The sequence below is a fragment of the Algoriphagus namhaensis genome (assembly GCF_042649705.1).
Classification (GTDB): domain Bacteria; phylum Bacteroidota; class Bacteroidia; order Cytophagales; family Cyclobacteriaceae; genus Algoriphagus; species Algoriphagus namhaensis.
On the sequence record NZ_JBHRZS010000007.1, the window covers coordinates 157,718 to 181,996 of the forward strand.

General features: G+C 43.7%; 21 protein-coding genes. 8 read left to right on the forward strand and 13 right to left on the reverse strand.

Going from position 1 to position 24,279, the window contains the following annotated elements:
- Positions 1-51: 51 nt before the first annotated feature.
- From ACFOSV_RS09035 to ACFOSV_RS09045, 3 genes are all read left to right on the forward strand, one after another.
- Positions 52-1,260 (forward strand): class I mannose-6-phosphate isomerase, encoded by a 1,209-nt coding sequence (locus ACFOSV_RS09035; RefSeq protein WP_377905613.1) that lies wholly within the window; start codon positions 52-54, stop codon positions 1,258-1,260.
- Between the two features lie 103 nt (positions 1,261-1,363).
- Positions 1,364-2,386 carry a sugar phosphate isomerase/epimerase family protein gene (locus tag ACFOSV_RS09040; protein WP_377905615.1) on the forward strand — a complete coding sequence of 341 codons (1,023 nt, stop codon included), beginning with the start codon at positions 1,364-1,366 and terminating at the stop codon, positions 2,384-2,386.
- 119 nt (positions 2,387-2,505) lie between these two features.
- Positions 2,506-3,672 carry a Gfo/Idh/MocA family protein gene (locus tag ACFOSV_RS09045; protein ID WP_377905617.1) on the forward strand — a complete coding sequence of 389 codons (1,167 nt, stop codon included), beginning with the start codon at positions 2,506-2,508 and terminating at the stop codon, positions 3,670-3,672.
- Between the two features lie 185 nt (positions 3,673-3,857).
- Here ACFOSV_RS09045 and ACFOSV_RS09050 read toward each other — a convergent pair whose 3' ends face one another.
- From ACFOSV_RS09050 to ACFOSV_RS09100, 11 genes are all read right to left on the reverse strand, one after another.
- Positions 3,858-4,619 (reverse strand): hypothetical protein, encoded by a 762-nt coding sequence (locus ACFOSV_RS09050; RefSeq protein ID WP_377905619.1) that lies wholly within the window; start codon positions 4,617-4,619, stop codon positions 3,858-3,860.
- 132 nt (positions 4,620-4,751) lie between these two features.
- The gene (gene trhA / locus ACFOSV_RS09055) at positions 4,752-5,420 is read right to left on the reverse strand and encodes a PAQR family membrane homeostasis protein TrhA (RefSeq protein WP_377905621.1); all 669 of its coding nucleotides are present in this window, start codon (positions 5,418-5,420) and stop codon (positions 4,752-4,754) included.
- A gap of 88 nt (positions 5,421-5,508) precedes the next feature.
- Positions 5,509-6,108, reverse strand: coding sequence for a DUF2911 domain-containing protein (locus ACFOSV_RS09060; protein ID WP_377905623.1), 600 nt, complete (start codon positions 6,106-6,108; stop codon positions 5,509-5,511).
- Between the two features lie 123 nt (positions 6,109-6,231).
- Complete coding sequence (locus ACFOSV_RS09065) at positions 6,232-6,891, reverse strand: hypothetical protein (RefSeq protein WP_377905625.1); 660 nt, start codon at positions 6,889-6,891, stop codon at positions 6,232-6,234.
- 30 nt (positions 6,892-6,921) lie between these two features.
- Positions 6,922-7,482, reverse strand: coding sequence for a LutC/YkgG family protein (locus ACFOSV_RS09070; protein WP_377905627.1), 561 nt, complete (start codon positions 7,480-7,482; stop codon positions 6,922-6,924).
- Complete coding sequence (locus tag ACFOSV_RS09075; protein ID WP_377905629.1) at positions 7,479-8,837, reverse strand: lactate utilization protein B; 1,359 nt, start codon at positions 8,835-8,837, stop codon at positions 7,479-7,481. The genes ACFOSV_RS09070 and ACFOSV_RS09075 overlap by 4 nt, the downstream gene beginning before the upstream one ends.
- Positions 8,834-9,592: a (Fe-S)-binding protein gene (locus ACFOSV_RS09080; RefSeq protein ID WP_377905631.1), complete on the reverse strand. Its 759-nt coding sequence runs from the start codon at positions 9,590-9,592 to the stop codon at positions 8,834-8,836. Before ACFOSV_RS09080 ends, ACFOSV_RS09075 begins: the two co-directional genes overlap by 4 nt.
- The gene (locus tag ACFOSV_RS09085; RefSeq protein WP_377905633.1) at positions 9,585-10,925 is read right to left on the reverse strand and encodes an FGGY-family carbohydrate kinase; all 1,341 of its coding nucleotides are present in this window, start codon (positions 10,923-10,925) and stop codon (positions 9,585-9,587) included. Before ACFOSV_RS09085 ends, ACFOSV_RS09080 begins: the two co-directional genes overlap by 8 nt.
- Before the next feature lie 4 nt (positions 10,926-10,929).
- Complete coding sequence (locus ACFOSV_RS09090) at positions 10,930-12,423, reverse strand: sulfatase family protein (protein ID WP_377905635.1); 1,494 nt, start codon at positions 12,421-12,423, stop codon at positions 10,930-10,932.
- 112 nt (positions 12,424-12,535) lie between these two features.
- Entirely contained in the window at positions 12,536-13,570 is a 1,035-nt protein-coding gene (locus tag ACFOSV_RS09095) for a GntR family transcriptional regulator (protein ID WP_377905637.1), read from the reverse strand.
- A gap of 27 nt (positions 13,571-13,597) precedes the next feature.
- Positions 13,598-15,718 (reverse strand): bifunctional aldolase/short-chain dehydrogenase, encoded by a 2,121-nt coding sequence (locus ACFOSV_RS09100; RefSeq protein WP_377907290.1) that lies wholly within the window; start codon positions 15,716-15,718, stop codon positions 13,598-13,600.
- 360 nt (positions 15,719-16,078) lie between these two features.
- On the opposite strand from ACFOSV_RS09100, the gene ACFOSV_RS09105 reads away from it, so the two are divergent.
- From ACFOSV_RS09105 to ACFOSV_RS09115, 3 genes are all read left to right on the forward strand, one after another.
- Positions 16,079-17,560, forward strand: a complete 1,482-nt coding sequence (locus ACFOSV_RS09105; RefSeq protein WP_377905639.1) for an arylsulfatase — start codon at positions 16,079-16,081, stop codon at positions 17,558-17,560.
- Complete coding sequence (locus ACFOSV_RS09110) at positions 17,547-17,747, forward strand: hypothetical protein (protein WP_377905641.1); 201 nt, start codon at positions 17,547-17,549, stop codon at positions 17,745-17,747. The genes ACFOSV_RS09105 and ACFOSV_RS09110 overlap by 14 nt, the downstream gene beginning before the upstream one ends.
- Before the next feature lie 114 nt (positions 17,748-17,861).
- Positions 17,862-18,791 carry an SMP-30/gluconolactonase/LRE family protein gene (locus ACFOSV_RS09115; RefSeq protein ID WP_377905643.1) on the forward strand — a complete coding sequence of 310 codons (930 nt, stop codon included), beginning with the start codon at positions 17,862-17,864 and terminating at the stop codon, positions 18,789-18,791.
- Between the two features lie 223 nt (positions 18,792-19,014).
- On the opposite strand, the gene ACFOSV_RS09120 is transcribed toward ACFOSV_RS09115, so the two are convergent.
- Together ACFOSV_RS09120 and ACFOSV_RS09125 are read right to left on the reverse strand one after the other, a co-directional pair.
- Positions 19,015-20,334 carry a Gfo/Idh/MocA family protein gene (locus tag ACFOSV_RS09120; protein ID WP_377905645.1) on the reverse strand — a complete coding sequence of 440 codons (1,320 nt, stop codon included), beginning with the start codon at positions 20,332-20,334 and terminating at the stop codon, positions 19,015-19,017.
- An 871-nt stretch (positions 20,335-21,205) separates the two neighbouring features.
- A complete protein-coding gene (locus ACFOSV_RS09125; protein ID WP_377905647.1) occupies positions 21,206-22,861 on the reverse strand; it encodes a mechanosensitive ion channel family protein in 1,656 nt (551 codons plus the stop codon).
- Positions 22,862-22,992: 131 nt separating this feature from the next.
- Here ACFOSV_RS09125 and ACFOSV_RS09130 point away from each other — a divergent pair, with 131 nt between their 5' ends.
- Both ACFOSV_RS09130 and ACFOSV_RS09135 read left to right on the forward strand, forming a co-directional pair.
- Positions 22,993-23,355 carry a transmembrane 220 family protein gene (locus ACFOSV_RS09130; RefSeq protein WP_377905649.1) on the forward strand — a complete coding sequence of 121 codons (363 nt, stop codon included), beginning with the start codon at positions 22,993-22,995 and terminating at the stop codon, positions 23,353-23,355.
- A 15-nt stretch (positions 23,356-23,370) separates the two neighbouring features.
- Complete coding sequence (locus ACFOSV_RS09135) at positions 23,371-24,132, forward strand: NIPSNAP family protein (protein WP_377905650.1); 762 nt, start codon at positions 23,371-23,373, stop codon at positions 24,130-24,132.
- The last annotated feature ends 147 nt before the right edge of the window (positions 24,133-24,279 follow it).

Genomic DNA, 24,279 nt, shown 5'->3' on the forward strand with positions numbered 1-24,279 from the left:
CTATCCATTTTAGTATTAAAATAAACCTGACATAATAATTCATAAACGAAAATGAGCCTATCAAAAAAAGCCTTCGAGCAAGGAGAAGGAATCCTCAGACTAACCCCCACCTGGGTACCACGATCCTTTTGTGTGCCTGGTCGCCGAATTAAATTACACCCTGATGACTATTATGCTCTGGGTGGAAATCGTGGAGGCATAGACGAGCGTTGGTTTTCATCCACGACCCCAGCTCAGAATGGTCCTCTGACCAGTAAGGACGAAGGTTTGAGCCATGTTGCTTTTGAAGAAAATGGGGTGACTGAGCTATTCTTGCTGAGAGATGCTATTGATGAATTGGGAGCCAAAATCATAGGGTCCAGACTCTGGGATAAGTACAAATCTTGGCCAATGTATTCTAAGTTTTTTGATAATATGGGGCCACTCCCTCACCACATTCACCCGAGTGACGAATACGGAAAGCTTACCGGTCAAAATGGAAAACCAGAAGCCTATTATTTTCCACCTCAAGTGAATAATCATGGAGGAGACTTTCCATACACCTTCTTCGGAATCGCTCCGGGGACAAGCAAAGAAACCATTCTAGAATGTCTCAAAAATTTCAACAAGGGAGATAATAAAATCACCAATTATTCCCAGGCATTTAAACTTCAGCCTGGTACAGGCTGGGATGTGCCACCAGGAATGTTGCACGCGCCCGGGTCACTTTGTACCTATGAGCCACAGAAGGCCTCAGATATTTTTGCCATGTATCAGTCTTTGGTGAATGAGGCTATCATTCCAGATGAATTGCTTTGGAATGCCACACCAAAGGATAGAATTGGGGATTATGATTTGCTTTTGGAGATGATCGACTGGGATCTAAATGTGAATCCCAACTTGATGGATAATCATTATATGGAACCAAAACCCGTAGAAGATGAGGATGAAATGCACGAAAAAGGCTATCACGACGCTTGGATTTGTTATCGCTCGCATGACTATTCGGCTAAGGAACTGACGGTTTTCCCGGGAGAAACAGTCACCATAAAAGACAGTGCAGCTTATGGAATGATCATGATGCAAGGTCATGGGACTATGGGTGTGTGGGACATAGAAACTCCTTCGCTCATCCGCTTTGGACAATTGACTCATGACGAGTATTTTGTTTCTGAGACTGCCGCCAAAGCTGGGGTAAAAATCACTAACCTCTCTAAAACAGATCCCATTGTGATGCTAAAGCATTTTGGTCCGGATAATCCTGATTTGGTCATAAAATAATTGTCAAGAGACCGCGGATCACAGTCCACAGAACTCAGAAATGGTGGACTGTTGACGATGGACCCTTGACCATTCCATAACCAATAACCTAATAACCAAAACCATGAACAATTACCCAAAATTACACAATGCCACCTGGCCGGGATTGGTCGGGAAAGGCCCAGACTCAGAACCTATTATTCCATTTGATTCACTACTCGAAATGACCGCTACTGCCGAAGTGGATGGGGTGAAATTCGATGGGCTTGATATTGGGCTTTTGGAACCACATTTTGATCTAAATGATCCTGATGAAGCGAAAAAACTTGCTGAAAAAGTTTCAAAATATAATCTCAAAGTAGGCTCCTTGGTAGCACCGATTTGGGCAGGATCAGCCATGGGTACCGCAGATCAGCGAAAGATTTTTGTGGAAATGGTCCGAAAATCCTGCGAATTTGGACAGAAGCTGAAGGAGTTAGGAGTGAGGGATTATGGAGTGGTGAGAATTGATTCGGCAGCTGGTGTAGGGGATTGGGCGAAGGACCCTGTTGGAAACACCAAACAAATCGTGGCCACATTTAAGGAGGCCTGCGATGTAGCCGCAGAGTTTGGAGAGAAGCTTGCCGCAGAGGGGGAAATTTGCTGGGGGGCCATGCATAGTTGGAAGCATATGGTGGACACCCTTGAAGCAGTGGATCGACCGAATATTGGGTTCCAAGCCGATATGTCCCATACTTTCTTATACACTTTAGGTTACAATGCTCCAGAGCACAGAATTATTCCAGAAGGTGCTGATTTACACGACCGGGAGGTGGTAAAGGCTGCCCTGAAAACGGTGACCGATGCGCTCCGGCCTTGGACCATTGATTTTCACGTCGCCCAAAACGATGGAAGCGTTTTTGGTTCTGGTTCGCACGACAAAACAGGAAGACACTGCCAAGCTACCGATCCAAACGGTTTACTTGATATTTCCCATGACGCTGGCTATTGGCTACGCGATGAAAATGGAAACCTGACTAAAGCCATGCAGCATATCTGCTGGGATGGCTGTATGTTCCCAAATGCGGTAATGGAAAATCAACAAACTTGGAATGATATACTCGCAGCCATGATCAAAGTAAGGGACGCACATGGGTGGGGGGCTTAAAACTTCATCAGTTAACATTCAAAATTCATCATTCGATATTAAAACCATTTCATAATAATGAATGATAAATGCCAAATGATGACCGTCCAAGTGAATTAGAACCATAAATAATAGACAATATGAGCGATAAGAAAAAAGTACGAATAGGACTCATCGGAACAGGTTTGATGGGTCGAATCCACACTAACGGCTACAAGCGCCTAGCTGATTTTTTTCCAGAATATGAATACCAGCCTGTTCTTCAGACTTGTTGCTCCCGCAAAGCTGAGCGAGCTGAGGCATTTATGAAACAGTGGGATTATGCTTCCTATGAAACAGACTGGCGAAAGGTGATCGCAAGAGAGGACATTGACGCTGTGGATATTTGTACCCCAAATGATATGCATGCCGAAATTGCCATTGCGGCAGCGGAAGCAGGCAAAATGATTCTTTGTGAAAAGCCTTTGGCACGAACTGTAGCAGAAGCCAAAAAGATGTTGCATGCAGTGGAGAAAGCAGGCGTGAAAAATACAGTTTGGTATAACTACCGGCGGGTTCCAGCAGTGACTTTGGCCAAAAATATTGTAGCCTCCGGCAAATTGGGTAAGATTTTTCACTACCGAGCCAATTTTCTCCAAGATTGGACTATCAATCCCGACTTGCCACAAGGAGGAGATGCCTTGTGGAGACTTGATGTGGAGGCTGCGGGTTCTGGTGTGACAGGAGATCTTTTGGCGCACTGTATAGATACAGCCATGTGGATCAACGGTGGCATCAAAGACGTGTCAGCTATGACTGAGACTTTTATCAAAGAACGCGTTCACCAGCATACTGGCGAAAAGCAAAAAGTCGGTATTGACGATGCCTGCGTGTTTCATTGCCACTTTGACAATGGATCTTTAGGGCTTTTTGAGGCTACGCGCTATGCTCGCGGACATAAAGCACTTTATACGCTAGAGATCAACGGAGAGCATGCATCCATTCGTTGGGATTTGCATGACTTGACTCGACTAGAATATTTTGATCATAGCGACGAAGGGATTGTACGAGGCTGGAGATCCATTCACGTGACGGATGGGGATCATCCTTACATGAGCCGCTGGTGGATACCGGGAACGTCCATTGGATATGAGCATTCTTTCATTCATCAGGTCGCGGATTTCTTTCACAGTTTGGAGACAGGTGAGTCCTGTCATCCTACCTTTAGGGATGCCTTCGAAACCCAGAAAGTATGCGAGGCAGTGATCAATTCAGCCAATGAAAGAGCCTGGAAAGATACTGGAGTAGATTGGGTAGAGAAAGTCTGAAATTAGAGGTTTGAAGTATAAAAAAAACCGGGTTGGAAGGCTCGGTTTTTTCTTTGCCAAGTCTTGGAAATGATTCAAAGTTCCTTTCGATGTTCCATTTTCCTCAGGGGTATTTTTAATTGAAAACAAAAAATCCGAGGAGCTTAGGCCCCCCGGAGTTCTGAAAGTTGAAAAAATCACCCTGATTAATTGATAGTAACCACTTTCGAGTCAACTGTTTCATTGATAAAATAGACTTTCTTTCCTCCAAAAGTCTGACTTTCTGTATTGAAAGCAGCTGCCTGTACCAAACCGGTAGAAGTAGCCTTAAGCGTACCGACCTCTGAAGCTGAGAAGGTCACCGATGTAGTTCGAGATTCCTTAGTCAATACCCGTGAGCCATCGCTCAAAACCCATAGAATATTATCTGAATTGGCCGGGATAGACTGAACTGTCAATGTAATCTCGCCACCCTTGCTGAAGGTGTCGCCTACACTTGCTGCAAATTTCACTTGTTGAGGCATTACTTTGGTGGTAGTATGGTTGAAAGCTGCGAAGCCATTTGCTCCCGCTACTGCCCAAGTATTTTTCTGTCCAGAGTTTATTCCTGAGTCCACGTCTTGTGGATTAGTGATATAGGTGTTGCCGGATAGGTTCTGAAGTTGCTTTGTATTCAGACTCACCGTACCCACATTTACTAGGCTGGAACCCAATCCAGAGGAATAGAAGTTGGCATTTGCTACATCAAATGATATATCAGATACTCCAGGAATATTTGGTGTGCCAGGAGGTAAAGCTGCAATTACTTCAATTGCTGCCAACACAGCATCCGCATCACTTGGAATGTCGGGCGTCGGATTGGTTTGAGTTACTTGATCTGGCTCATCATCTCCACTCGAGTCACAGGCAGTGAACGTGAGCATTGCGCCAAAAAGTACAATCCAAAATTTTGATCTTAACGTTTTCATGGTGTTTGATTTTAAAAGTTTTTCAAACCTAGCACCAATCATATTTTAAAGACATACGGCAAATGGCGTATTCTCAATCATTGAGATTAAACCCCTTTTAGTGATTTTTAAAGAGTGTGGACTGGACAAAAACTAAAAGCCACTGACGATCATGGCAATGGCTATGAAATGGGATAGGGTGCCCATTAGCACAAAAAGATGCCAAATCGCATGGAAATAGAATCGATTGCTATTTACGTAAAAATAAACACCAGCAGTGTACCCGAGTCCTCCTAAGGCTATCCAGGTTAAAATTTCTCCACTGAGATTTTGCCACATGGACCGGAGAAGAAAGACCGAGATCCAGCCCATCATGAGGTATAGTCCTACGGATACAAATTTGAATCTTCCGATAAAGAATACTTTAAAAATTGTCCCCACGAGTACAAATGCCCACAAAAGGCTCAGCCAAATGATTGCCTTTTCTCGAGGCAAAACGGAAATCAACATGGGTGAATAGGAACCGGCAATCAAGAAATAAATAGAAATATGGTCAGCCTTTTGAAGTTTTTGCTTGAGCTGACGATCTTTGGCGAGATGATAAAAGGTCGAACTTGCATAAACCATCAGTATCCCAAGGCAAAAGGAAAGTGACGCCAGATTCAAGTCGAAATCTCCGCGTTCAAAAGCTTTAGCGAGTAAAAAGGGGCTTCCTATCAAAGCGAGTAAAAGTCCGAAGCCGTGAGTTAGCGCATTAAATTTTTCTTCCCGAGGGGTCTGGATACGCTTCGGGAGCTTGGTTGGCATGGCTTGATACTTCATTGACCCAAAGGTAGGTATCTGTGTAATTACAAAAGAAAAGTCACCCTGATTTTTCAAGGTGACTTTTTTAATTTAACTGAGGTTTTGATTAATTGAAAGCAGCCTTCATTGCTTCCATCTTCGCATCTACCTGAGTATCCACATCGAAGGATAATCTAGCTTTGTCCCAACCCATTGACACCTTTGCTACTTTATTGTCATGAGCGGAGATCCAATAGGTCAAACGCTCCATGCTTTCTTCAGCCATCATTGGGCTAACCTTGATGGCTACAATATCATCCTTGGCAAGGGCTTCCTCATCGATTTTCCCATCCTTCATATAGGCATATACATAAACGCCTTTAGGATTGAAGTGAACTGTCCAGTCACCAGACTCCATTGGAGTAATGTGAATAGAGTAAGTTCCTGCAGGAATGTTTTTGCCGCCGATGCTTACTGGAGTGCTGAATGTGATCTTAGTTGCTGCATTGGCTCCAGCTCTCCAAGTCACTCCGTAAGGAATTAGATCTCCAAAGATGGTTCTGCCTTTGACAGCAGGAGAAGAATAATCCATGCTGATTTTAGTGAAACCAACCACTTGAGAAACAGTGGAAGCCGGGCTAGGTGCTGGTGCTTCCATTTGAGCAAAAGCAACAGTGCTAGATAATATCATTGCCAAGGCAAGAAAAGAGTTGTAAATGGTTTTCATAATTCTATTGTTTTTTTGCAAAAGTAAACCCAAAATCGACTTTTGAGTTTTATTCATTTATTTAAATGGAACAGAAGTTCTCAATCGAATAGGCTAATCCGCTAATAATAATAGTCTTATGTCTTAATTCAACTGAGCAAAGTTTTTTAAAAGGGTATCGAAATTTGGAAGAGTTTTGTCTTCATAAACTTTTATAAACTGTCCAAATTGAAGAAAACCGTAGATGTAAGGGTTTGATGATACCTTGTCATAATTTTTATTGAAGTATTCCTCTACGGTTTCTCCCTTTGGTACAGGATTCGGAAGGATGCTCATAATGTGCTTGGCAAATCCGTAGCAATTTTCAAGGTCCGAATCTTGATGATGTTTGCGCCACCACTGCATTCCTATTTGATTTGCAAAAAGCTCATTGGCATAGGAGCCTTTTTGGTCTCCTTTGACAAAAAACTGTACCCCGTGACCCAGCTCATGAGGAAGATAGAATCCATTAAAAAACAACCCAAAAAGTCTTTTCCCTTCATCAGGCGAGCCTGCCATTTTATCAAAGAAGCCTATGGCAGGGGCTTGGAGTTGATCCCAAAAGGGTAAATTAACCGTCTTGGTAGCGGGGTCAAAAAACACTAAAGCGGGAGTGGTGTTGATGACTACCTTAGCATCAAATTCAATGTGCGGAAGAATAGCCGAAAAATCTTGAATAAACTGGTGCGTGATGGCTCTACCATCTGAAAGTAGGACTTCTTGGGAAGAGTAGGTATGAAACCAGTTTGAATAAGGGTTAGTCATAGTATATGTTGTTAGGTTAAAAATAATTTTTCATTTGAGAATGACCATTAAGCTTCTCGCTCCATGTGCTCCGATGACTAGGGACTGCTCGATATCTGCGGTCTTCGATGGTCCTGCGATAAAAAGCCCAAAGCCCGAAGGACCATTTCCTATTCTCTCATAAGCCTCATGCATGGTAGCTACCATATTTCCCGAAGAAAGTACCACTGCGAGATGCTGCGTGATAAAAGGCATGGCCCGCAACTGCAAGTCCTCATCTTCGAACCAGATCGCCCCATTTTCGGCCACGCCAAATTGACCTTTCAAAATCGCCAAATCGAGTGATTGCAGTTCGTGGGAATCTTCGGGAAGTGGCTGATTCGAAACCGAGCTGAATTCCGGGAGATTAGAATACACTTTGGGATAAACTCCTTCTTCAATTTCCTGAATCAATTGATCTTGGCTGATAATTTCTCCTTTGTTTCCGGAAATAGCGGTAAAAAACTGCTCGACCAGGTTTCCTTCGAATTCAAATTTCGGAATCTCTGGAAGCGGATTTGGGGATAATTTCAACGCTCGGATTTTGGATTGTATGTGATTTTTCGAGCTCATCCTCTATGCTTTTTGTACCACTCTTTAAAACTTTCCTTGGGCACCTTAGGTAGATCGCGCTGCTTTCCCCAGACATTCTGCGCATGATAAATCAGTCCATGAGGAAGTTTTTGAAGTACCTTTCGCATCACTTTGCCGGAAATTTTATAGGTCAGTGGGTTTTGGAAAACGCGGTTGGCAAAGAGCATACTAAGGCTTTTGAAGGAAGTGCCCTCCGCTTTGGTCACTTCCTGCCTCCAGAGATAGAGCTGTTCGTGGATATTGATCTTTACCGGGCAGACATCCGTGCAGCTGCCGCAAAGGGTGGAGGCAAAGGGAAGGCTGCCATGCTTTTTCAAATCTAAACCTGGCGAAAGTATCGAGCCAATCGGCCCGGGAACCGTGCTTTTGTAGCTAAAGCCACCACTTCGCCGGTAGATCGGGCAGGTATTCATACAGGCTCCACAACGGATACATTTGAGGGAATTTCGGAAGTTTTCTCTGCCCAATTGGGCCGTACGTCCGTTGTCCACCAGGATAAGATGAATTTCTTTTCCCTTTTCGGGACTTCTGAAGTGGGAATTGTAATTGGTAATATTTTGTCCTGTGGCGGAACGAGCGAGCAAGCGCAAAAATACCCCGAGATGCTCCCGTTTTGGGATGATTTTTTCTACACCCATGCAGGCGATGTGCGTATCGGCTAGATGCACGCCCATATCGGCATTACCTTCATTGGTGCAGACGACAAATTCTCCTGTTTCGGCTACGCCAAAGTTTACTCCAGTGATGGCGACTTGGGCTGCCAAAAACTTTTCGCGCAAATGCGCTCGAGCCGCTTGAGTGAGATAGTAGGGGTCCTCATTTCCTTTTTCGGTTTGTAGCTTTTGGTGAAAAAGCTCGGAAATTTCACCTTTTTTCAGATGTATAGCAGGCAAAACAATATGACTGGGAGGCTGATCGAGAAACTGCACAATTCGCTCTCCCAAGTCAGTATCGACTACTTCCACACCGTTTTTTTCCAAGAAAGGATTTAAATGACATTCCTCTGTCAGGATAGACTTACTCTTTACAATGGCCTTGCAGTCCTTCTTTTTCAAGATGGAAAGCACGATTTCGTTATGCTCTTTTGCGTCAGCAGCCCAGTGCACCTGAATTCCGTTTTTTTGAGCGTTCTGTTCAAATTGCTCCAAGTAGTCGGCCAGATTACCGAGTACATTGTCTTTGATCCGTGAGGCCAATTCACGGAGTTCTTCCCATTCGGGTACTGTTTCCCGGATTTTGTCCCGCTTGTCCCGGACAAACCACAGGGTTTCATCATGCCATTTGGCTTTGGCCTGATCTTTCAAAAATTCTGAAGCTGCTTCTGGATGACTCATGGTAAAACCTCATTGATGATTTCTGCAATATGCTTAAACTGGATCTTTTGCTTTTGCCGTGAGGCGATACCCTGCAAATGCATGATGCATGACATATCTCCACCCGTGAGGATTTCGACTTGATGTGAGAGATGATCGGCTAGTCGATCCTTACCCATCTGTACGGAGAGCGCCTCCTCGCTGACGGCAAAAGTTCCCCCAAAACCGCAACATTCATCCTGTCGACTCAGCTCCACCCAATCTAGCCCCTCCAGATTTTCTAGGAGTTGTTTGGCTTTGTTGAAGGGTTTGATCTTCAACTCCGAACTCGATGCAAGTCGCAATCCCCGCTGTCCATGGCAGGAGGCATGATAGCCCACTCGATGGGGGAAGGCGCCGGAAAAGGAATCCACTTTCAGGACATCGGTCAGAAACTCAGAAAACTCAAAGATCTTATCGTGTAGAGCCTTTTGGGCTTGCTCCATTCCAAGAACTTTTGGAGAATGCTCTTTGATATGGAGCACGCAGCTTCCTGAGGGGCAGACTACGTAGTCAAAGTCTTTGAACGTTTCTATAAAATGCCGGGTCGTGCCTACTGTATCCCGCACGTATCCGGCATTGGCCATGGGCTGTCCGCAGCAGGTTTGATCCAAGGGATAGCTGACTTGGCACCCCAGTTTTTCCAGTACTTCCAGCGATGCAATGCCCACCTGCGGATAAAACTGATCCACGTAGCAGGGGATAAAGAGGGCGATATTTAGTCCTTTTTTATTCATTAAGCTTGATTGCCTCATTAATCAACATCGCCGCTCCTAAAGCAGAGCCATTTGGGAAATCACTCGGAATTATCTCCAGCTCCGGTAGTTTTTTGCGAAGCATCTCCAAAAAAATGGGGTTTGCATTAAACCCACCATCGATAAAAATCTGCTTGACCGAACTTCCTTCCAAGACCAAATTTAAGGAGCTAAGTTGCAGATCGGTCAGCTCATTCATAAAAGTATAATAGGCCTCCTCGAAATTTTCAAAACTTGCCCAATCGGTTTTTTCTGCGCTTTCCAGGTCAAAATCCCCCGGCTTTAAATAGTGAAAAGCTATTCGTTTTTCGCTCTTGGCCCTTACCTTCTGACATATGGCATCATCAAAAGTCAGTTTTTTATAGGTTCCTCTTTCCAGATGGAAATGTGCATACATGGCTTCGATCTGAAACTTGTGTTCTTCCCCGATAAAAAGCCGACTGATTTTGATCGGTTCGCCCAATACACTCAGAAATTGCAAGCAGTCTCGCTTCAACTCCTTTTTGGTCAAAGGGCTTTTGTTGAACGGATTAATGGCTATGGCCCAAGTACCGGTGGAAAGCAAGACAAAGGGTTCTGACTCCTGCTTCAGGTAGGGCAAAAGAGCTGCGGATGAATCATGAATGCCAATACCGCAGGGAATGTTTCCCAGTTCGGGCTTGGTCCTGATTACCGTTTTGCCGGATTTGATGGGAGGAAGGAGGCATCGGAAGCCTTCCCGATCAACCCAGGGATGGTAATCCTTTTTTTCAAAGTCCCAAAGCCCGGTATGGCAACCTAGGCTTGTGAAATCCGATGTCTTTTCTCCCGTAAACAAAAAGCTTACATACTGAGGCAGGTGGAAGGAATGTTTGATGTTTTTGAATTTCTCTGGTTTGGCATATTTCAGAAAATAAAGCTGTAATCCCGAATTCAGCATAGCCAGAGGAGGAGAGCTAGTCGATCTGCAGAAATTCATTTTGCCTCCATTCTCTTGATAAAAGCGATCCAACAATTCTTCAGGACAGGGTTTGAGGTAATCGTAAAGGGGAGTGGCCGGATCGCCTAGTTCATCCACATGCACAAAACTCGCCCCATGGGTAGAGAAGTTTAGGGCTTTGATCTCAAACTCTTCCAGCTTTAATGCATCTAGAAAGGTAGTCAGCATCCATTCACTCATAGCTTGGAGCGCCTCAGCCGGGAATCCATCCTCATCGGGGATAGGCTCAAATCGCTCGTAGCTTTGGTGCACTTCCTTCAATTGCTCATTGAATAGGAAAAACTTTTTGTTCGTCCTTCCGATATCAAAAATGGCCGTTACAGGAAGTTTTGCCATGGAATCAATAGGTTCGCTGATAGATATGATCTCGCTTGGGATAGCTAATCCGTTTGAGTGGAATCTGCTCTCCGCCTGTAGTCTCTAGCCAAGTAAAAACGGCATCACGAAGATCTCTGGCAATTTCCTGATGTGCTTCAGACCGAATCAGGTTATTCATCTCGTAGGGATCATTTTCGAGGTCATACAGCTCATTAATGTCCCAAACACCTTGATTAAAGATATACTTGTATCGATCAGTTCGCACCGCAAAAATGGTTGGTGTGCTTGGATAAGCCATCTCCCAATAGTACTCATAGAATACTTTGTCTCTCCATTCCTGATTTGGATTGGAGAAGATGGGAAGGAGAGATTGTCCCTGCACATCCGGCTTGGAGTCTGGCAACCCCGCTAGTTCCAAAAAGGTAGGTGCCAAGTCTATATTCATGACGATATTTTCATTTGTGCTACCCGCCTGAATCATTTTAGGGTATTGGGCTAGGAAAGGCACTTTCATGGACTCTTCGTAGGCATGTCGCTTATCAATCAGTCCATGCTCGCCAAAGCTGAATCCATTATCGCCCATGTACACAATCAGTGTATTTTCGGTCAAGCCGTTTTCTTCCACCCAATCCAAGATACGGCCCACACTTTCATCTACCCCGAGTAGCGTTTCGAGGTAGAGTCTATAAAACTTGTCAAATGGAATGGCACCATGATACATGTAATCCACTCCATGCCAAGAGTAGCGCTGCTTGCGAACCCATTCGGGGATGTCTTGATAGTTTACGGGGCTGGTGATGGGTTTTTCTCTATCTGAAAAATAAGGACTATCCTTAGTGGCTGTGAGGTACATACTCGGAGGAGTCACAATGGGTGTATTCGCATGTACTCCTTCATGCCGCTTGGCTGGGGTGAATTCGGCATGTACGGCTTTATGTGAAAGGTACATAAAGAATGGCTTTTCATCTTCCCGATCTTCAAGCCACTCAAGGGCATAATCCGTCAATCGATCCGAGGTGTAACTTCCATCCGGCTGTTTGACTTGTTCTCCATTGATGTTGAAAGTGGGATCATTATAGACTCCCTGACCCTTAAAACTGAGCCAATAATCGAACCCTTCTTGAGGCATATCGTCTCCATCTCCCATATGCCATTTCCCAAAAAAGCCGGTTTGATAGCCGTTTTTCTGAAGAATCTCTGGGAAAAACTTCGTGCCCTCAGGTACCGGTGCGGAATTGTCCACGATGGTATGGGCATGGGCGTATTGTCCGGTGAGGATCGAGGCTCGACTTGGGGAGCAAAGAGCTGTGGTGACAAAGGCATTGGGAAAATGCGCTCCATTTCGGGCCATGCGGTCTAGATTGGGAGTTTCTAGCCCTTCTACCGCTCCAGTGAATCCCATGAAATCATAGCGATGGTCATCGGAAAGAATAAAAATGATATTAGGTCGATCTTCTTGTGAAAAAGCCTGAAAGATCAGGCCTGAGAAAAGAAGTAGGAGAGTAAGTTTTTTCATTTTGGGTTTTTAGGTATTGAGATACTAGTGATCATGTATTAACAACTACGTTGGATGAAGCGATCAGTTCGGCATGCGGCTTTGTTCATTTTTCCTCAGATCATTGAAATTGTCAAATTGACTTTCTAAGATAAAGTTTAAAGGGGTTTTTCAAGGGGATTTTATCTTCCTTTCCCAAAATTTGGGCTGCGATGGATTTACCCATGTGAACGAAATCGGTTGAAATGGTGGTGATGCCTTCGGCCAAAATTTCTTTCAGAGGAGTCTCATTGTAGGAAATCACCCCAATATCTTGTCCAAGCTTTAGATTCTGCTCCCTGCTTTTTTTGACAATACTGGCTAGATCGGTTTCTGCCAAAACAATAAATGAATCTCCCGGATAAAGTGGCTCATCATCAATGCCATCGAGTATGAGATTTTTAAAATTATGGAAATAACAAAAGCGCTTGAATCCATCGATAATCTCCCAAGGATAAAGCTCTCCTTTAGGGAAAACCAGAATCAGACGCTGATATTTTCTCAGATGTGAAATCCCCGTTTCCAAAGCTTCTAGAATATCTCGGGAAAAGTCCTGATAAACTCCTGGAAACTCATTTTCGTGGTCTTTAACTGCCCTGTCGATGATGAGTAGTTTCTCCTTTGGGATTTTTTTGATTAAATCGTATGCGGTGGTAGGATGGGAGTTTTCATCAAAGAAATGGGGAGCCACCACGTAATAGTGATACTCGCCTAGATAGCGATCCAGCAGATTTTCGAAGAGCGTCATATTGTAATGATGAATCTGCAGGTCCACTCGGGCCTCATCTCCTAGTGTTTCGACAATGGAATAGTAGATGTACTTCTTGTACGAACTCAGTTTGTTGAAAAGCAAGAGCACCTTGATCTTGTTTTCCATATTGGTGGAACTCACATAAAAGCCCTTGCCTCTCACAGAAGTGATAATCCCGCGATCACGTAGTTCATTGTATGCTTTTTCCACCGTGTCCCTTGATAGGAGAAAGTCAAAGCTGGTCTCATTGATCGATGGGATTCGATCACCAATTTTTAATTTGCCTTGGTCTATTTCTTCTAAAATCAGATTGACCACCTGCATGTATTTTGGTGTCCGGGAGTGACTACTGATTTTTTCAGATTTATCGCTGAGCATAGAGATTTATGTTTTGGATTTGAAATTCTATCGAGGGAAGGCTGCAGCAAGTCCGCCATCCACGTTAAGCATATTTCCTGTACTCTTGGAGAGTTGTCCACTGACAAATAAAAAGGCTGCTTCAGCGATATCGGTGGTTTTCACACTTTCCTTCAGGAGAGTCCGATTTGCATAGTATTTTGGCAAGTCCTTGAGCTCGACCCCGTAGGCTTTCGCTCGATTTTCAGCCCATCCTCCTTCCCAAATGTTGGAGTTTTCGATCACGGCATCTGGATTTACGACGTTGACTCGAATTTTGTCTTCGGCCAGTTCCGCAGCCATTAGGCGTGACATATGCAATTGAGCGGCTTTTGCAGTGCCATAGGCTACGTTTTTTGGTCCGGCAACAAGCGCATTTTTACTGACGATGTTAACTATATCACCGCCTAGGCCTTGGGCTTTCATCAGCTCCACGCCGGCCTTGGACACATGGTATTGCCCCATCACCAGGATATCGTTGAGTCGAGCCCAATCCTGATCAGTATGCTCCTCGAAAGTACGACTGATCGATATTCCTGCATTATTTACGATGATATCCACCCCGCCGAATTTCAGGCAAGTGGCCTGAATAGCTTGGGCAAGACTTTTTGTATCTGTCACGTTTAATTCCACGACCAAAAAGGCGTCTTTCCCGTATTTTGCTGTGAATTCTTCTTCTGTTTGTTTTAGTCTCGAGGCATCTATATCGGTCACCACGACGCATGCGCCTTCCTGCATATATTTCTCAGCGATCGCTTTACCGATCCCACCGCCACTTCCAGTGACTAGGGCGATTTTTCGTGAGAGGGCTTGTTCTTTGGGCATTCGCTGAAGTTTGGCCTCCTCGAGAAGCCAGTATTCGATGTCAAAAGCTTCTTGGAGTGGAAGGGAAACATACTCAGAAACTGCCTCAGCACCTCGCATCACATTGATTGCATTGATGTAAAATTCACTGGCAACTCGGCTGGTTTGTTTGTTCTTTGCGTAGCTAAACATCCCAACACCCGGCCAAATAATGACCACTGGGTTTGGGTCTCGCATGGCTGGACTATTCGAGCGTTTATGCTTTTGATAGTAGTTCGCATACATTTCACGATAAGTGGCAAAAGCCGAACTGATCCTTTCTTTGATTGCTTCACGATTGCTCAAATCTTGATCTGCCGGTAAATCTAAAACGAGCGGGCTGATTTTGGTGCGTAAAAAGTGATCTGGGCAACTGGTGCCCATTGGAGCCAGCTTAGTAAGATCATGGCTATTTGCAAACTGCAAGACTTCTGGAGCATCTGTGAAGGTGCCCACCATTAAGTTTTCTGATGAGGCTAATCCCCTTAAAATAGGAGCAAGGCTTGCCGCTTGGCTTTTTCGCTTTTCCGCAGGAAGTGATTCTATTTTTACTCCGCCAAAAACAGGTTTCTTTTCACCATAGTTTTCAGCCAAAAATTCAGAAGCCATCTCTATGACTTCGAGACTATTGATGTAGCATTCATAGGCCGTATCTCCCCAGGTGAAAAGCCCGTGGCCACCGAGCATAATACCTCGGATTCCGGGGTTAGCGTTGAGTGAATCTCTTAATTGAAGCCCAAGATCGAAGCCGGGTCGCTGCCAAGGTACCCAAGCAATTTGCCCATTCCAGAGCTCCTTCGTGATCCGTTCCCCTTCTTTTGAGGCAGCGATGGCAATAGCTGCATCAGGGTGCAAATGATCAATGTGTCGAAATGGCAAATAAGCGTGAAGCGGAGTGTCTATGGAAGGGGCTTTGGACTTCAGGTCATAAATACAATGATTGAAAAGCTCCACCATCTCATCCTCAAATTCCAAACCTCTATAAATGCCTTCTAAGGCTCTCAGCTTTTCAACATAAAGCCCGGCAAGTCCAGATTTTTTCAAGGTACCAATGTCTCCACCAGATCCTTTGACCCACATGACTTCAACTTGTTTTCCTGTAAGCGGGTCTTTTTCAAAAGTTTTGCAGCTGGTGTTACCTCCTCCATAATTGGTGATGCGGAGGTCAGCGCCTAGAATATTGGAACGGTAAATCAAAAGGTCGACTTCCTTTCCTTCTAGTTTTGCGGCAATTTGATCATCCCACAAATAATTGACATGCTTAAAATTCTTGGTCACTTGGCTCATTGAAATTGAATATTTTTCTGAATTGAATTTGCCTGAAATGAATGCGTTTTGCATCCTGTGCTGTCTTGAGTTCGGGTTACCGATTCCAAAAATTGCGTTTGAATCAGAAATGTTTTAGTCACTAAAAGCTAGCTTAAAATTTTCCCGATTCAAATATTTACGCAGCTTCAATTATAGTTTTTGAATGCTAAAACAGGCAATGGAAATCTGATTTTGTGTTCGCTTTCAAAAATGTGAGTATGCCATTGGTAGTATATTCACCTGTTAGTAAAAATCTGGGTTAATGATTTTTCAGGATGGTCACTTTTAGTTTTTCATCCGAATTATTTTATCCTTGACGGCAAAACTCTATTTTGAAGAATGAATCCAAAATCCCGCTACATCCATTTGGTAGCATTTCTTTTTGTCTCGTTTTTTATTTTTTCCTGTGAAAAAGCTGAAGAACAAAAAACCGGTAATCCTCAGCCAAACATCATTTTCATTTTAGCAGATGACTTGGGTTGGGGCGATTTGCGGTTTCTCGGGCAACAATACATCGAAACACCAGCAATAGATCGCTTAGCAAAAGAGGGAATGTTTTTTAGCAATTTTTACTCGGGAGCGACGGTTTGTGCTCCGTCGAGATCGGCTTTTATGACCGGCCTGCACACCGGGCATACGCCTATCCGAGGAAATACCGAGGTGGAGCCAGAGGGGCAAAGACCAATGCCTGATTCGGTAATGAATGTGGCTAAAATTCTCAAGGCTGCTGGATATACCACGGGTGCATTTGGTAAATGGGGGCTTGGTTTTCCAGGTTCTGAAGGCGATCCAGTCAATCAGGGTTTTGATCAGTTCTTTGGATACAACTGCCAGCGATATGCCCATCGCTACTATCCGGATTACCTTTGGGATAATTTTGAAAAGGTGGATTTGCCGGGAAATGACTGGACTACCAAGGGCGATTTTGCACCTGATTTGATTCAAGAACAAACTCTGGAATTCATCACAGCAAATCAAATGAATCCATTCTTTCTATTTATGCCAATCGTGATGCCACATGCGGAATTGGCGGCGCCCGATGATGAAATTCTAGCGAAATACAGAGCGAAATTTCCCGATGAAACCCCTTATCTAGCTACTCGTGCAGGATCGGATTATGGATTGAATATGTCTATTCCAGGATACCAGTCCCAGCCTTATCCCCATGCAACCTTTGCGGCAATGGTGGAGCGCGTCGATCGCTATGTGGCAGAGGTAGTAAGTAAACTAGAGGAATTGGGCCTAGCGGAAAATACCCTGATCATTTTTGCATCAGATAATGGTGCTCATAAAGAAGGTGGAGCCGATCCGGAATTTTTCGATAGCAATGGAATATTTAGAGGACATAAGCGGGACTTGTACGAGGGAGGAATACGAACTCCGATGATTGCTTATTGGCCAGGAAAAGTGAAGGCAGGATCTGAAAATGATACGCCGTTTGCCTTTTGGGACTTGCTTCCCACTTTCGAGGAGTTGGCTGGCAAAAAGACCGAAAGGGGCCTTGATGGGATTTCTTTTGTGCCTGCGCTCCTGGGTACAGGCGAGCAAAAAAACCATGACTACTTGTATTGGGAATTTCATGAACAAGGAGGCAAACAGGCTATCCGTGAGGGGAATTGGAAACTGGTGAAGTTGCAGGTTTTTGGTGGTGAGGGACCTGTATTTGAGCTGTATGACCTTTCGACCGATCCATCCGAAACTACTGATCTGTCTGCCAAAAATCCTGAGAAATTGGCTGAATTGATTGCTTTGATGGATCAAGCGCGAACACCAAATTCAAAATTCCCATTGCTTAAATCAGAAAGAAATGCAAGAGAGTAAAGGGTGGGTTGTTTTGGTGACGTTCCTTGGATTTTGCCTATCAGCGAAAAGCTTTGCGCAACAAGAGCGACTCAATATACTTTTTATACCCACCGATGACCTAGACTATATGGATTTGGGAGCCTATGGCAATCTGTATAATGAAACGCCTCATCTGGATTCATTGACTAAGAATGAGATAAATTGAAATTTAATAGACAAGGCCATGAAAATAAAGTCGATAGCAATACCATATTTAAGTATATGTCTTTTAGCTGCATGCACCTTTTCGGTTAAAAAATCAGAAAAACTTATACCTGAAATGAATTATCAAACTACTGGAAGTATCGAGCGCTTAGATCCAAGAATCAACGATTTGATCGCGGAGGATGCTCAAATTGAAATCTTGGCTTCAGGTTTTGATTGGTCGGAAGGGCCACTCTGGTTGGAAGATCAGCAGGCTTTGATTTTTTCGGATGTTCCAGCTAATAAGATCTATCGCTGGTCTGAGAAGGATAGTCTATCGGTTTTCCTGGAGCCTTCGGGCTATTTCGGAGAGCGAACAGACAAAAAAGAACCTGGTTCGAATGGCTTGACTTTGGATCGGGATGGAAATCTGCTGCTTTGCCAGCATGGCCTTAGGCAAGTGGGAAGAATTATGAAGCCTTTGACTAATCCCAAGCCAGAATACGAAAACCTAGCTTCTGAGTGGGAGGGCAAGAAATTCAATAGTCCCAATGACCTGGTCGTTCATTCCAATGGAGGAATTTATTTTACCGATCCACCTTACGGTTTGGATGATTGGGATGTGAAGGAGCTGGATTTTCAGGGTGTTTATCGCTTGATGGAGGAAGAGCTTACCTTGCAAATTGATAGTCTTTATCGTCCAAATGGTGTGGCTTTAAGTCCAGATGAGAAGATTCTCTATGTGGCCCAATCTGATTTTGAGGCAGCTCGGTATTACGCCTATGATTTGGATGAAAATGGAGAAGTCATAGCTGGGAAGATTTTATTGGATGTCACTTATCTTTTGGCTGAGGGAAAAAAGGGTTTACCTGACGGGCTCAAAGTGCATTCCTCAGGAACCATTTTCGCCACAGGTCCTGGAGGCGTTCTTGTGATTTCCAAAGAGGGAGAAATCTTAGGCACTATTCGTACGGGTGAGTCTACAGCTAATTGCGCATTTGATAATGACGAAAACTATCTATACATGACTGCTGATATGCATTTGATGCGAATTGCTTTGAAGTGAGAAGTATGAAGTCAAAATGCTGAAAGATAGGAAAGACAAAAGCTAGAAAGCCTGTTAACTTCAAGTAGCGTAACTACTAGGAGCCAAATTTGAGTATTGGAAATTTATTTGGCCATAGAGGTCACGGAGGATTCTAGGTGTTAGTATGCCTATCTAAAGATTGCTTCGGGGAATTGCAGTTTTTTTATTCCGAAAGTCCAGATCAAACCCCTCGCAATTACGATCAAAGTTTTGGCAAAACCCACGGCTCACGATAGTTTGGCCAAATCAGTTCGTTGGCAGCCATATTTCCTTTAAAGGTTCTTTTTTCCTCCTCCCAAATCAATTCCTCCGCACCCACGCGTGCAGCGATATTGGGAATGTGCGCATGAAGTGCTGCGATTCTACCGTCTTCTGGAGGGCAAATGGGCTGATTTCGAGTTTTGATGCATTCTACAAAGTTGGCCACATGGGCATTGTGCGATTCCTTCATTCCTTCCAGTTTCTTAGCTTCAATTTTTGGGGCTTTTGCCTCGCCGTCCCATTCAGGATAGATTTCATACCCACCCCGATTTACCACAAGTGTCCCTTTTTCTGCAACGTAGCCAATGCCGTAGGGCTTCCCGTAAGGTCCGGTCTGAAGGCCGCCATTCATATCATAATTGATCAAAAAGTCCTTTTTTGGATAGAGCACATTCATGGTGTCAAAGGTGTCTCGATCTCGGTTTTCCATATTCACGTTCGCTGCATAGGTCAAAACTCGAGAGGGTACTGCAGGTTGCTCCTCTACCCAGATGGCCATATCAAGAAGGTGCACGCCCCAATCTGACATCAATCCTCCTCCATAGTCCCAAAAATGCCTCCAGCTACCATGAAAACGGTTTGGATTAAAGTCCCGCTGAGGGGCTGGTCCGAGCCAAAAATCATAATTCACTCCCTCTGGAATTTCCTGTGGAGGCTTTACCAGATTACCCAAACCATAATTGAAATTTGACCAGATGTTTACCTTTCTGATTTTGCCTAAATACCCACTTTTCACCAGATCGCGTGACTCGATAAAAGCCTGACCTGAACGTTGCTGTTGACCTACTTGCATAATGCGTTGGTATCTGTTTTTGGCATTAACCATCAGATCGCATTCGCCTATGGTATTTGCCATGGGTTTCTCCACGTACACATCTTTCCCTGCTTGGCAGGCGGCAACTGCTATCATACAATGCCAGTGGTCGGGAGTTCCTATGATGACTGCGTCCAGATCTGTTTTTTCCAAAAGCTTTCTGAAATCGCTATAAGCTTCGGGCTTTTTGCCCGTGGCAGTTTCTACCTCACTGATTCGACGTTCGAGTACATTTTGATCCACATCACAAATTGCAACACAGTCTACTTCAGGCAAGGCCAGGTGATGGCGAAGGATACCAAACCCCATGTTATTCGCTCCTATCAACGCAACACGAATTTTATCGCTTGCGGCGATTTTATTTCTGGCTTGAAGGAGGGCGGGGCTGAGGTATAGGCCTGCGGCCAAAGTAGTAGAAGATTTTAAGAAATGACGTCTGTCCAGCATAGTTCTCGAGGTTAGCCTTGGAATTTCTATTTACTTTGGCAGAATATAGGAAATGGAGACGAATTGAGAGATAAAATCCTGATAAATGTGTATAAGTCAAATAATTGTGTTGATATCTTGTGTTTTAAAGCATAAATCTTTGGGGAAAAGTTGTTAATAAAAAATTAGTTAAAATATTGGATTCAGTGATTTAAAAGTGCAATTTTAACATATCAAGTAAGAGATAAAAGGTCGGGAGTACGATCCCGATTACAGTTTTGAAAGTTTGAGATCGGGCATAAAGGGGGATTCATTTTCGAATGGGTTTCTGAGACGGGAAACCGCAGAAGTGCCAAAAACGATAAGATTGAGTTGGATAGATTCTTCGGATGAAATCTAATTTTTCACGCATGAAAGACGGGCCTGAAATAGTGGTTTGTTGAAAGGGTTTACCCCAAAAATGCATCAAGTGGATTAATCAGTCGGCCAAAGCCCCTCGGGGTGGAAGCAATCGGGCACAAAGGAGTGAACGGTTAGTTCCGGGAACTTGCAACGGTAAGCCGCAGACGTGCAAAAATAGATCGGCCCAAGATGGATCGCCCTTCGGGATGGTTCGAGACTGCTGGTATGAAAGGCCTTATCCTCCGGGAGCGGGTTGAGACAGGCAACTGCAAAAGTGCACTACAGTAGATTTCAATTGGGACATAGCTCCTACGGGATGCGACTTCATGTACTGTAAGTGATTCTGGGCAACTGGATCAAACCTTTAACTGTAGCTTGGCACAAGTTGAGGATTACGGTTTTCAGTTTGTGAAACGGGAAGTATTCGAAAGAATTGCTTCCCGTTTTTGTTTTTTTAGCCTGGAAGACGTACAGAAAACACCTAATAATTCTATTCTTTAGGTTTTTCATTACCTTTCTTTCCTTCAGGATTTGGGACATGCACCGGAGGGATTGTCAATGAGCCTTCTCTATTTTCCTGATAATGAGGAGACATGATTTCTACCCCAGCCTCAGCAAAGGCATCCTGAATATTCGAGTGTAAATCTGAGTAGATCACGGCAGATTTTTTCGGGTTTTTGGTATAGGCATTAATTTGATAACTCACATAAAAATCGTCCAAACTGGTCTGCAGTACAAAAGGCTTCGGTTCGGCTAGAATGAGATTAGTTTTTTGGGCTGCACTGATGAGAAGTTCATGCACTTTTCTCCAAGGGACGTCATATCCGATCGTGATCGCGGTATTGAGGATCAAACCAGGTCCATTGTCCTCTACAGAGTAATTGATCGTATTCCCCGCCAAAATGGTCGCGTTTGGTATAGTTACCTCTTCATTTTTGATGGTACGAATCCGAGTGACCAGCATTGTTTTTTCAATCACGTCTCCAACCGTATTTCCTATTTTGACTCGATCCCCTTTTTTAAAGGCACGCATGTAGATGATCACTAATCCTGCTACGATATTACTGATGGCAGAAGTAGAGCCCAAGGAAATCAAAACACCAAGAAAGACACTGACTCCTTGAAAGGCGGGAGAGTCCGACCCAGGTAAATAAGGGAAGATTACAATAAATGCGAAGGCATAGAGAATGATTTTTATTAGATTGAAGGTAGGGATGGCCCATTCGGGATAGAACCCAGGAAGTTTTAGCCTTTCTCTGGTAATCTCATTGGTAAAAAACTCAAGCCCCTTCACTATAAATCGTGTGATCACCACAATCACTACAATTGTGAAAAGTTCAGGGATGTAATTGATAAATCCTTTGCCGATGTATAACAAAGGATCCATGATATAGCCTACTAGCGTTTCGCCGATCCCTTCAGTAGAAGGAAATATTCGAAGGGATAGCGGGAGGGCTATGTTAACAAAAATCAGAAGGAAAATTACCTTGATGACCTTAAGGAAAAAACCCGTCACTCGTATGGAGTTTGCTCTCGTGAGCACATGGTAATTCTTTATTTTGATCTCCGGGATTCGTTTTTCGACAACAACCTTAAGCTTGTCAACCAATTTGTTGAGCTGTGTATTTAGAAACCGAACGATAAGTAATAAGACTAGCAGGATTCCAAGGAAAATCCCTCCTCGGGTAATTTGATTCAATAAGGATCGTTCTTCAGCGTGCTCAGGCACTTGTTTCCTAAAGCTCTTTAAATAGTTTTCTGAGAGGATTTTACCATTAAGCCCCGAAAACTCAATGTCTTCGGAAGTTATGGCCATCAAAATCTGGTCACGGTACTGTAGATGGTAACCGTCTTTGTGTGCAGTGATAGTGAAGTCCAGACTATCGATCACTTCCTCTGAGTCCATGATGGCTATCAGGCGATCCGTCAAAGATTGAGCTCTTTCTTTTGCAGACACTGGGCCTGAGGGCTGCGATATCAAGAGCAGCGTGTCCGAATCCAAAAGGACTGGATATCCTTTTGGTATGCTTATCGATACCGAATCTTGAATTTCAATACCTGTTGAATCTTGTCTCGCCTCAACTTTTGAATGAAAAAGAAAACCTAATACAATTAGGAAATAGATTGCCTTGAGCTTAAAAGTCATATGTTGATTGAGCTGTACTCTTCAAATATAGTATTATTATCCTTTTTTGATTTTTTCTTTGTTCTCAAGCTGTTCTATCCATAGATTATTTTTCAGAACTTAATTTTGTATGTTTGTTTAAACCTGCTTTCATGAAATTCAATCAATACTACTTTGGGCTATGGCTGATCCTTTTTGGGTTATTTGCCTTCTGGCAATTCAATGATCCCGACCCAGAAATATGGGTTAGTGTGTATGGAGTGGCCATGATTTTTTGTCTGTTTGGGATTAGAGGAATCTTCCCAAAGCTACCACTTACAATTTTGACTTTGGCTTGCCTAGTTGGTGCGGTATATTTTTATCCTGGGGAAATCGGAGGGTGGATCTCACAAGAATTAGAGCAAAAAGATCTCACGATGAAGACCCCTCAAATGGAGGAAGCTCGTGAGACCTTTGGCCTTCTTATAATCGCTATTGCATTAAGCCCTGCTTTGGTCAAAGCATGGAAGAAATAATTTAAACCCAAAATCATGATTAAACGACTTTTATTTACCCTGACATTTATCCTGACTTGTGCTATCACAGCACAGACTTTTGCGCAAAGCGCACAAGGTTACACCTCCACCTATTTTGAAATCAGAAAATACTACGCCCACGATGGAAAGCTGGAAGATTTGATCAAGCGATTTAATGATCATACCGTAGGGTTATTCGAGAAAAATGGGATGGAAAATATCGCTTATTTTCTTCCTGTAGAAAATGAGGATAATTCGATGACCTATATTCTGGGCTATCCAGATAAGGCCTCTAGAGATCGAATGTGGGAAAAATTCATCAATGATCCAGAGTGGCAAAAGGCTTATGCCGCATCCACTGAGAATGGCGCTTTGGTGAAGACAATTGAGCAGACCTTTATGGTTTTAGCGCCAGGTTTGAATGAGTTGCCGAAACCTATGCCAAGCGGAGTGATCCAAATGCGTACCTATACCATGTTTGATGGAAAAATCTACGATATTCAGCGGAGGTTTAAGGATCATACTCAGGCTTTATTTGCAAAGCAAGGCTTAAGAAATTATCCATATTGGGTGACTGTGGAAGAAGATGGAAGCCAAGCGCAATTGGTTTATTTATTAGGACATCGAGATCAAGCGGCTTTTGATTTTGCCTTTCAAAGTTTCCTGAAAGATCCAGAATGGATCAAAGCTCGTGATGCTTCGGAAGCCTCTGGTAAAATCGTGGAAAAAGTGGATGCAGTGATGTTTAAGACTTTGCCATTTTCTCCTTTAAAATAGAAATTGGAAGAATGGGCAGGAATTAAAAAGTAGTGTTAATATTATTAGATCATCTTGAAACCTAGCCAATCTTAAAACTAGATATCAACAAAGTAATGTGCCCCCATCAAGTGATTCACTTAATGGGGGCACATCTTTTTAAGCCCT

Excerpts from the sequence above, each read along its gene's own strand:
- ACFOSV_RS09100 (WP_377907290.1), bottom strand. The coding sequence starts at position 15,718 with ATGAGCCAAGTGACCAAGAATTTTAAGCATGTCAATTATTTGTGGGAT.
- ACFOSV_RS09110 (WP_377905641.1), top strand. The coding sequence starts at position 17,547 with ATGCAAGAGAGTAAAGGGTGGGTTGTTTTGGTGACGTTCCTTGGATTT.
- ACFOSV_RS09090 (WP_377905635.1), bottom strand. The coding sequence starts at position 12,423 with ATGAAAAAACTTACTCTCCTACTTCTTTTCTCAGGCCTGATCTTTCAG.
- ACFOSV_RS09070 (WP_377905627.1), bottom strand. The coding sequence starts at position 7,482 with ATGAGCTCGAAAAATCACATACAATCCAAAATCCGAGCGTTGAAATTA.
- ACFOSV_RS09075 (WP_377905629.1), bottom strand. The coding sequence starts at position 8,837 with ATGAGTCATCCAGAAGCAGCTTCAGAATTTTTGAAAGATCAGGCCAAA.
- ACFOSV_RS09115 (WP_377905643.1), top strand. The coding sequence starts at position 17,862 with ATGAATTATCAAACTACTGGAAGTATCGAGCGCTTAGATCCAAGAATC.
- ACFOSV_RS09080 (WP_377905631.1), bottom strand. The coding sequence starts at position 9,592 with ATGAATAAAAAAGGACTAAATATCGCCCTCTTTATCCCCTGCTACGTG.
- ACFOSV_RS09045 (WP_377905617.1), top strand. The coding sequence starts at position 2,506 with ATGAGCGATAAGAAAAAAGTACGAATAGGACTCATCGGAACAGGTTTG.
- ACFOSV_RS09105 (WP_377905639.1), top strand. The coding sequence starts at position 16,079 with ATGAATCCAAAATCCCGCTACATCCATTTGGTAGCATTTCTTTTTGTC.
- ACFOSV_RS09040 (WP_377905615.1), top strand. The coding sequence starts at position 1,364 with ATGAACAATTACCCAAAATTACACAATGCCACCTGGCCGGGATTGGTC.
- trhA (WP_377905621.1), bottom strand. The coding sequence starts at position 5,420 with ATGAAGTATCAAGCCATGCCAACCAAGCTCCCGAAGCGTATCCAGACC.
- ACFOSV_RS09060 (WP_377905623.1), bottom strand. The coding sequence starts at position 6,108 with ATGAAAACCATTTACAACTCTTTTCTTGCCTTGGCAATGATATTATCT.
- ACFOSV_RS09120 (WP_377905645.1), bottom strand. The coding sequence starts at position 20,334 with ATGCTGGACAGACGTCATTTCTTAAAATCTTCTACTACTTTGGCCGCA.
- ACFOSV_RS09095 (WP_377905637.1), bottom strand. The coding sequence starts at position 13,570 with ATGCTCAGCGATAAATCTGAAAAAATCAGTAGTCACTCCCGGACACCA.
- ACFOSV_RS09035 (WP_377905613.1), top strand. The coding sequence starts at position 52 with ATGAGCCTATCAAAAAAAGCCTTCGAGCAAGGAGAAGGAATCCTCAGA.
- ACFOSV_RS09130 (WP_377905649.1), top strand. The coding sequence starts at position 22,993 with ATGAAATTCAATCAATACTACTTTGGGCTATGGCTGATCCTTTTTGGG.
- ACFOSV_RS09065 (WP_377905625.1), bottom strand. The coding sequence starts at position 6,891 with ATGACTAACCCTTATTCAAACTGGTTTCATACCTACTCTTCCCAAGAA.
- ACFOSV_RS09125 (WP_377905647.1), bottom strand. The coding sequence starts at position 22,861 with ATGACTTTTAAGCTCAAGGCAATCTATTTCCTAATTGTATTAGGTTTT.
- ACFOSV_RS09085 (WP_377905633.1), bottom strand. The coding sequence starts at position 10,925 with ATGGCAAAACTTCCTGTAACGGCCATTTTTGATATCGGAAGGACGAAC.
- ACFOSV_RS09050 (WP_377905619.1), bottom strand. The coding sequence starts at position 4,619 with ATGAAAACGTTAAGATCAAAATTTTGGATTGTACTTTTTGGCGCAATG.
- ACFOSV_RS09135 (WP_377905650.1), top strand. The coding sequence starts at position 23,371 with ATGATTAAACGACTTTTATTTACCCTGACATTTATCCTGACTTGTGCT.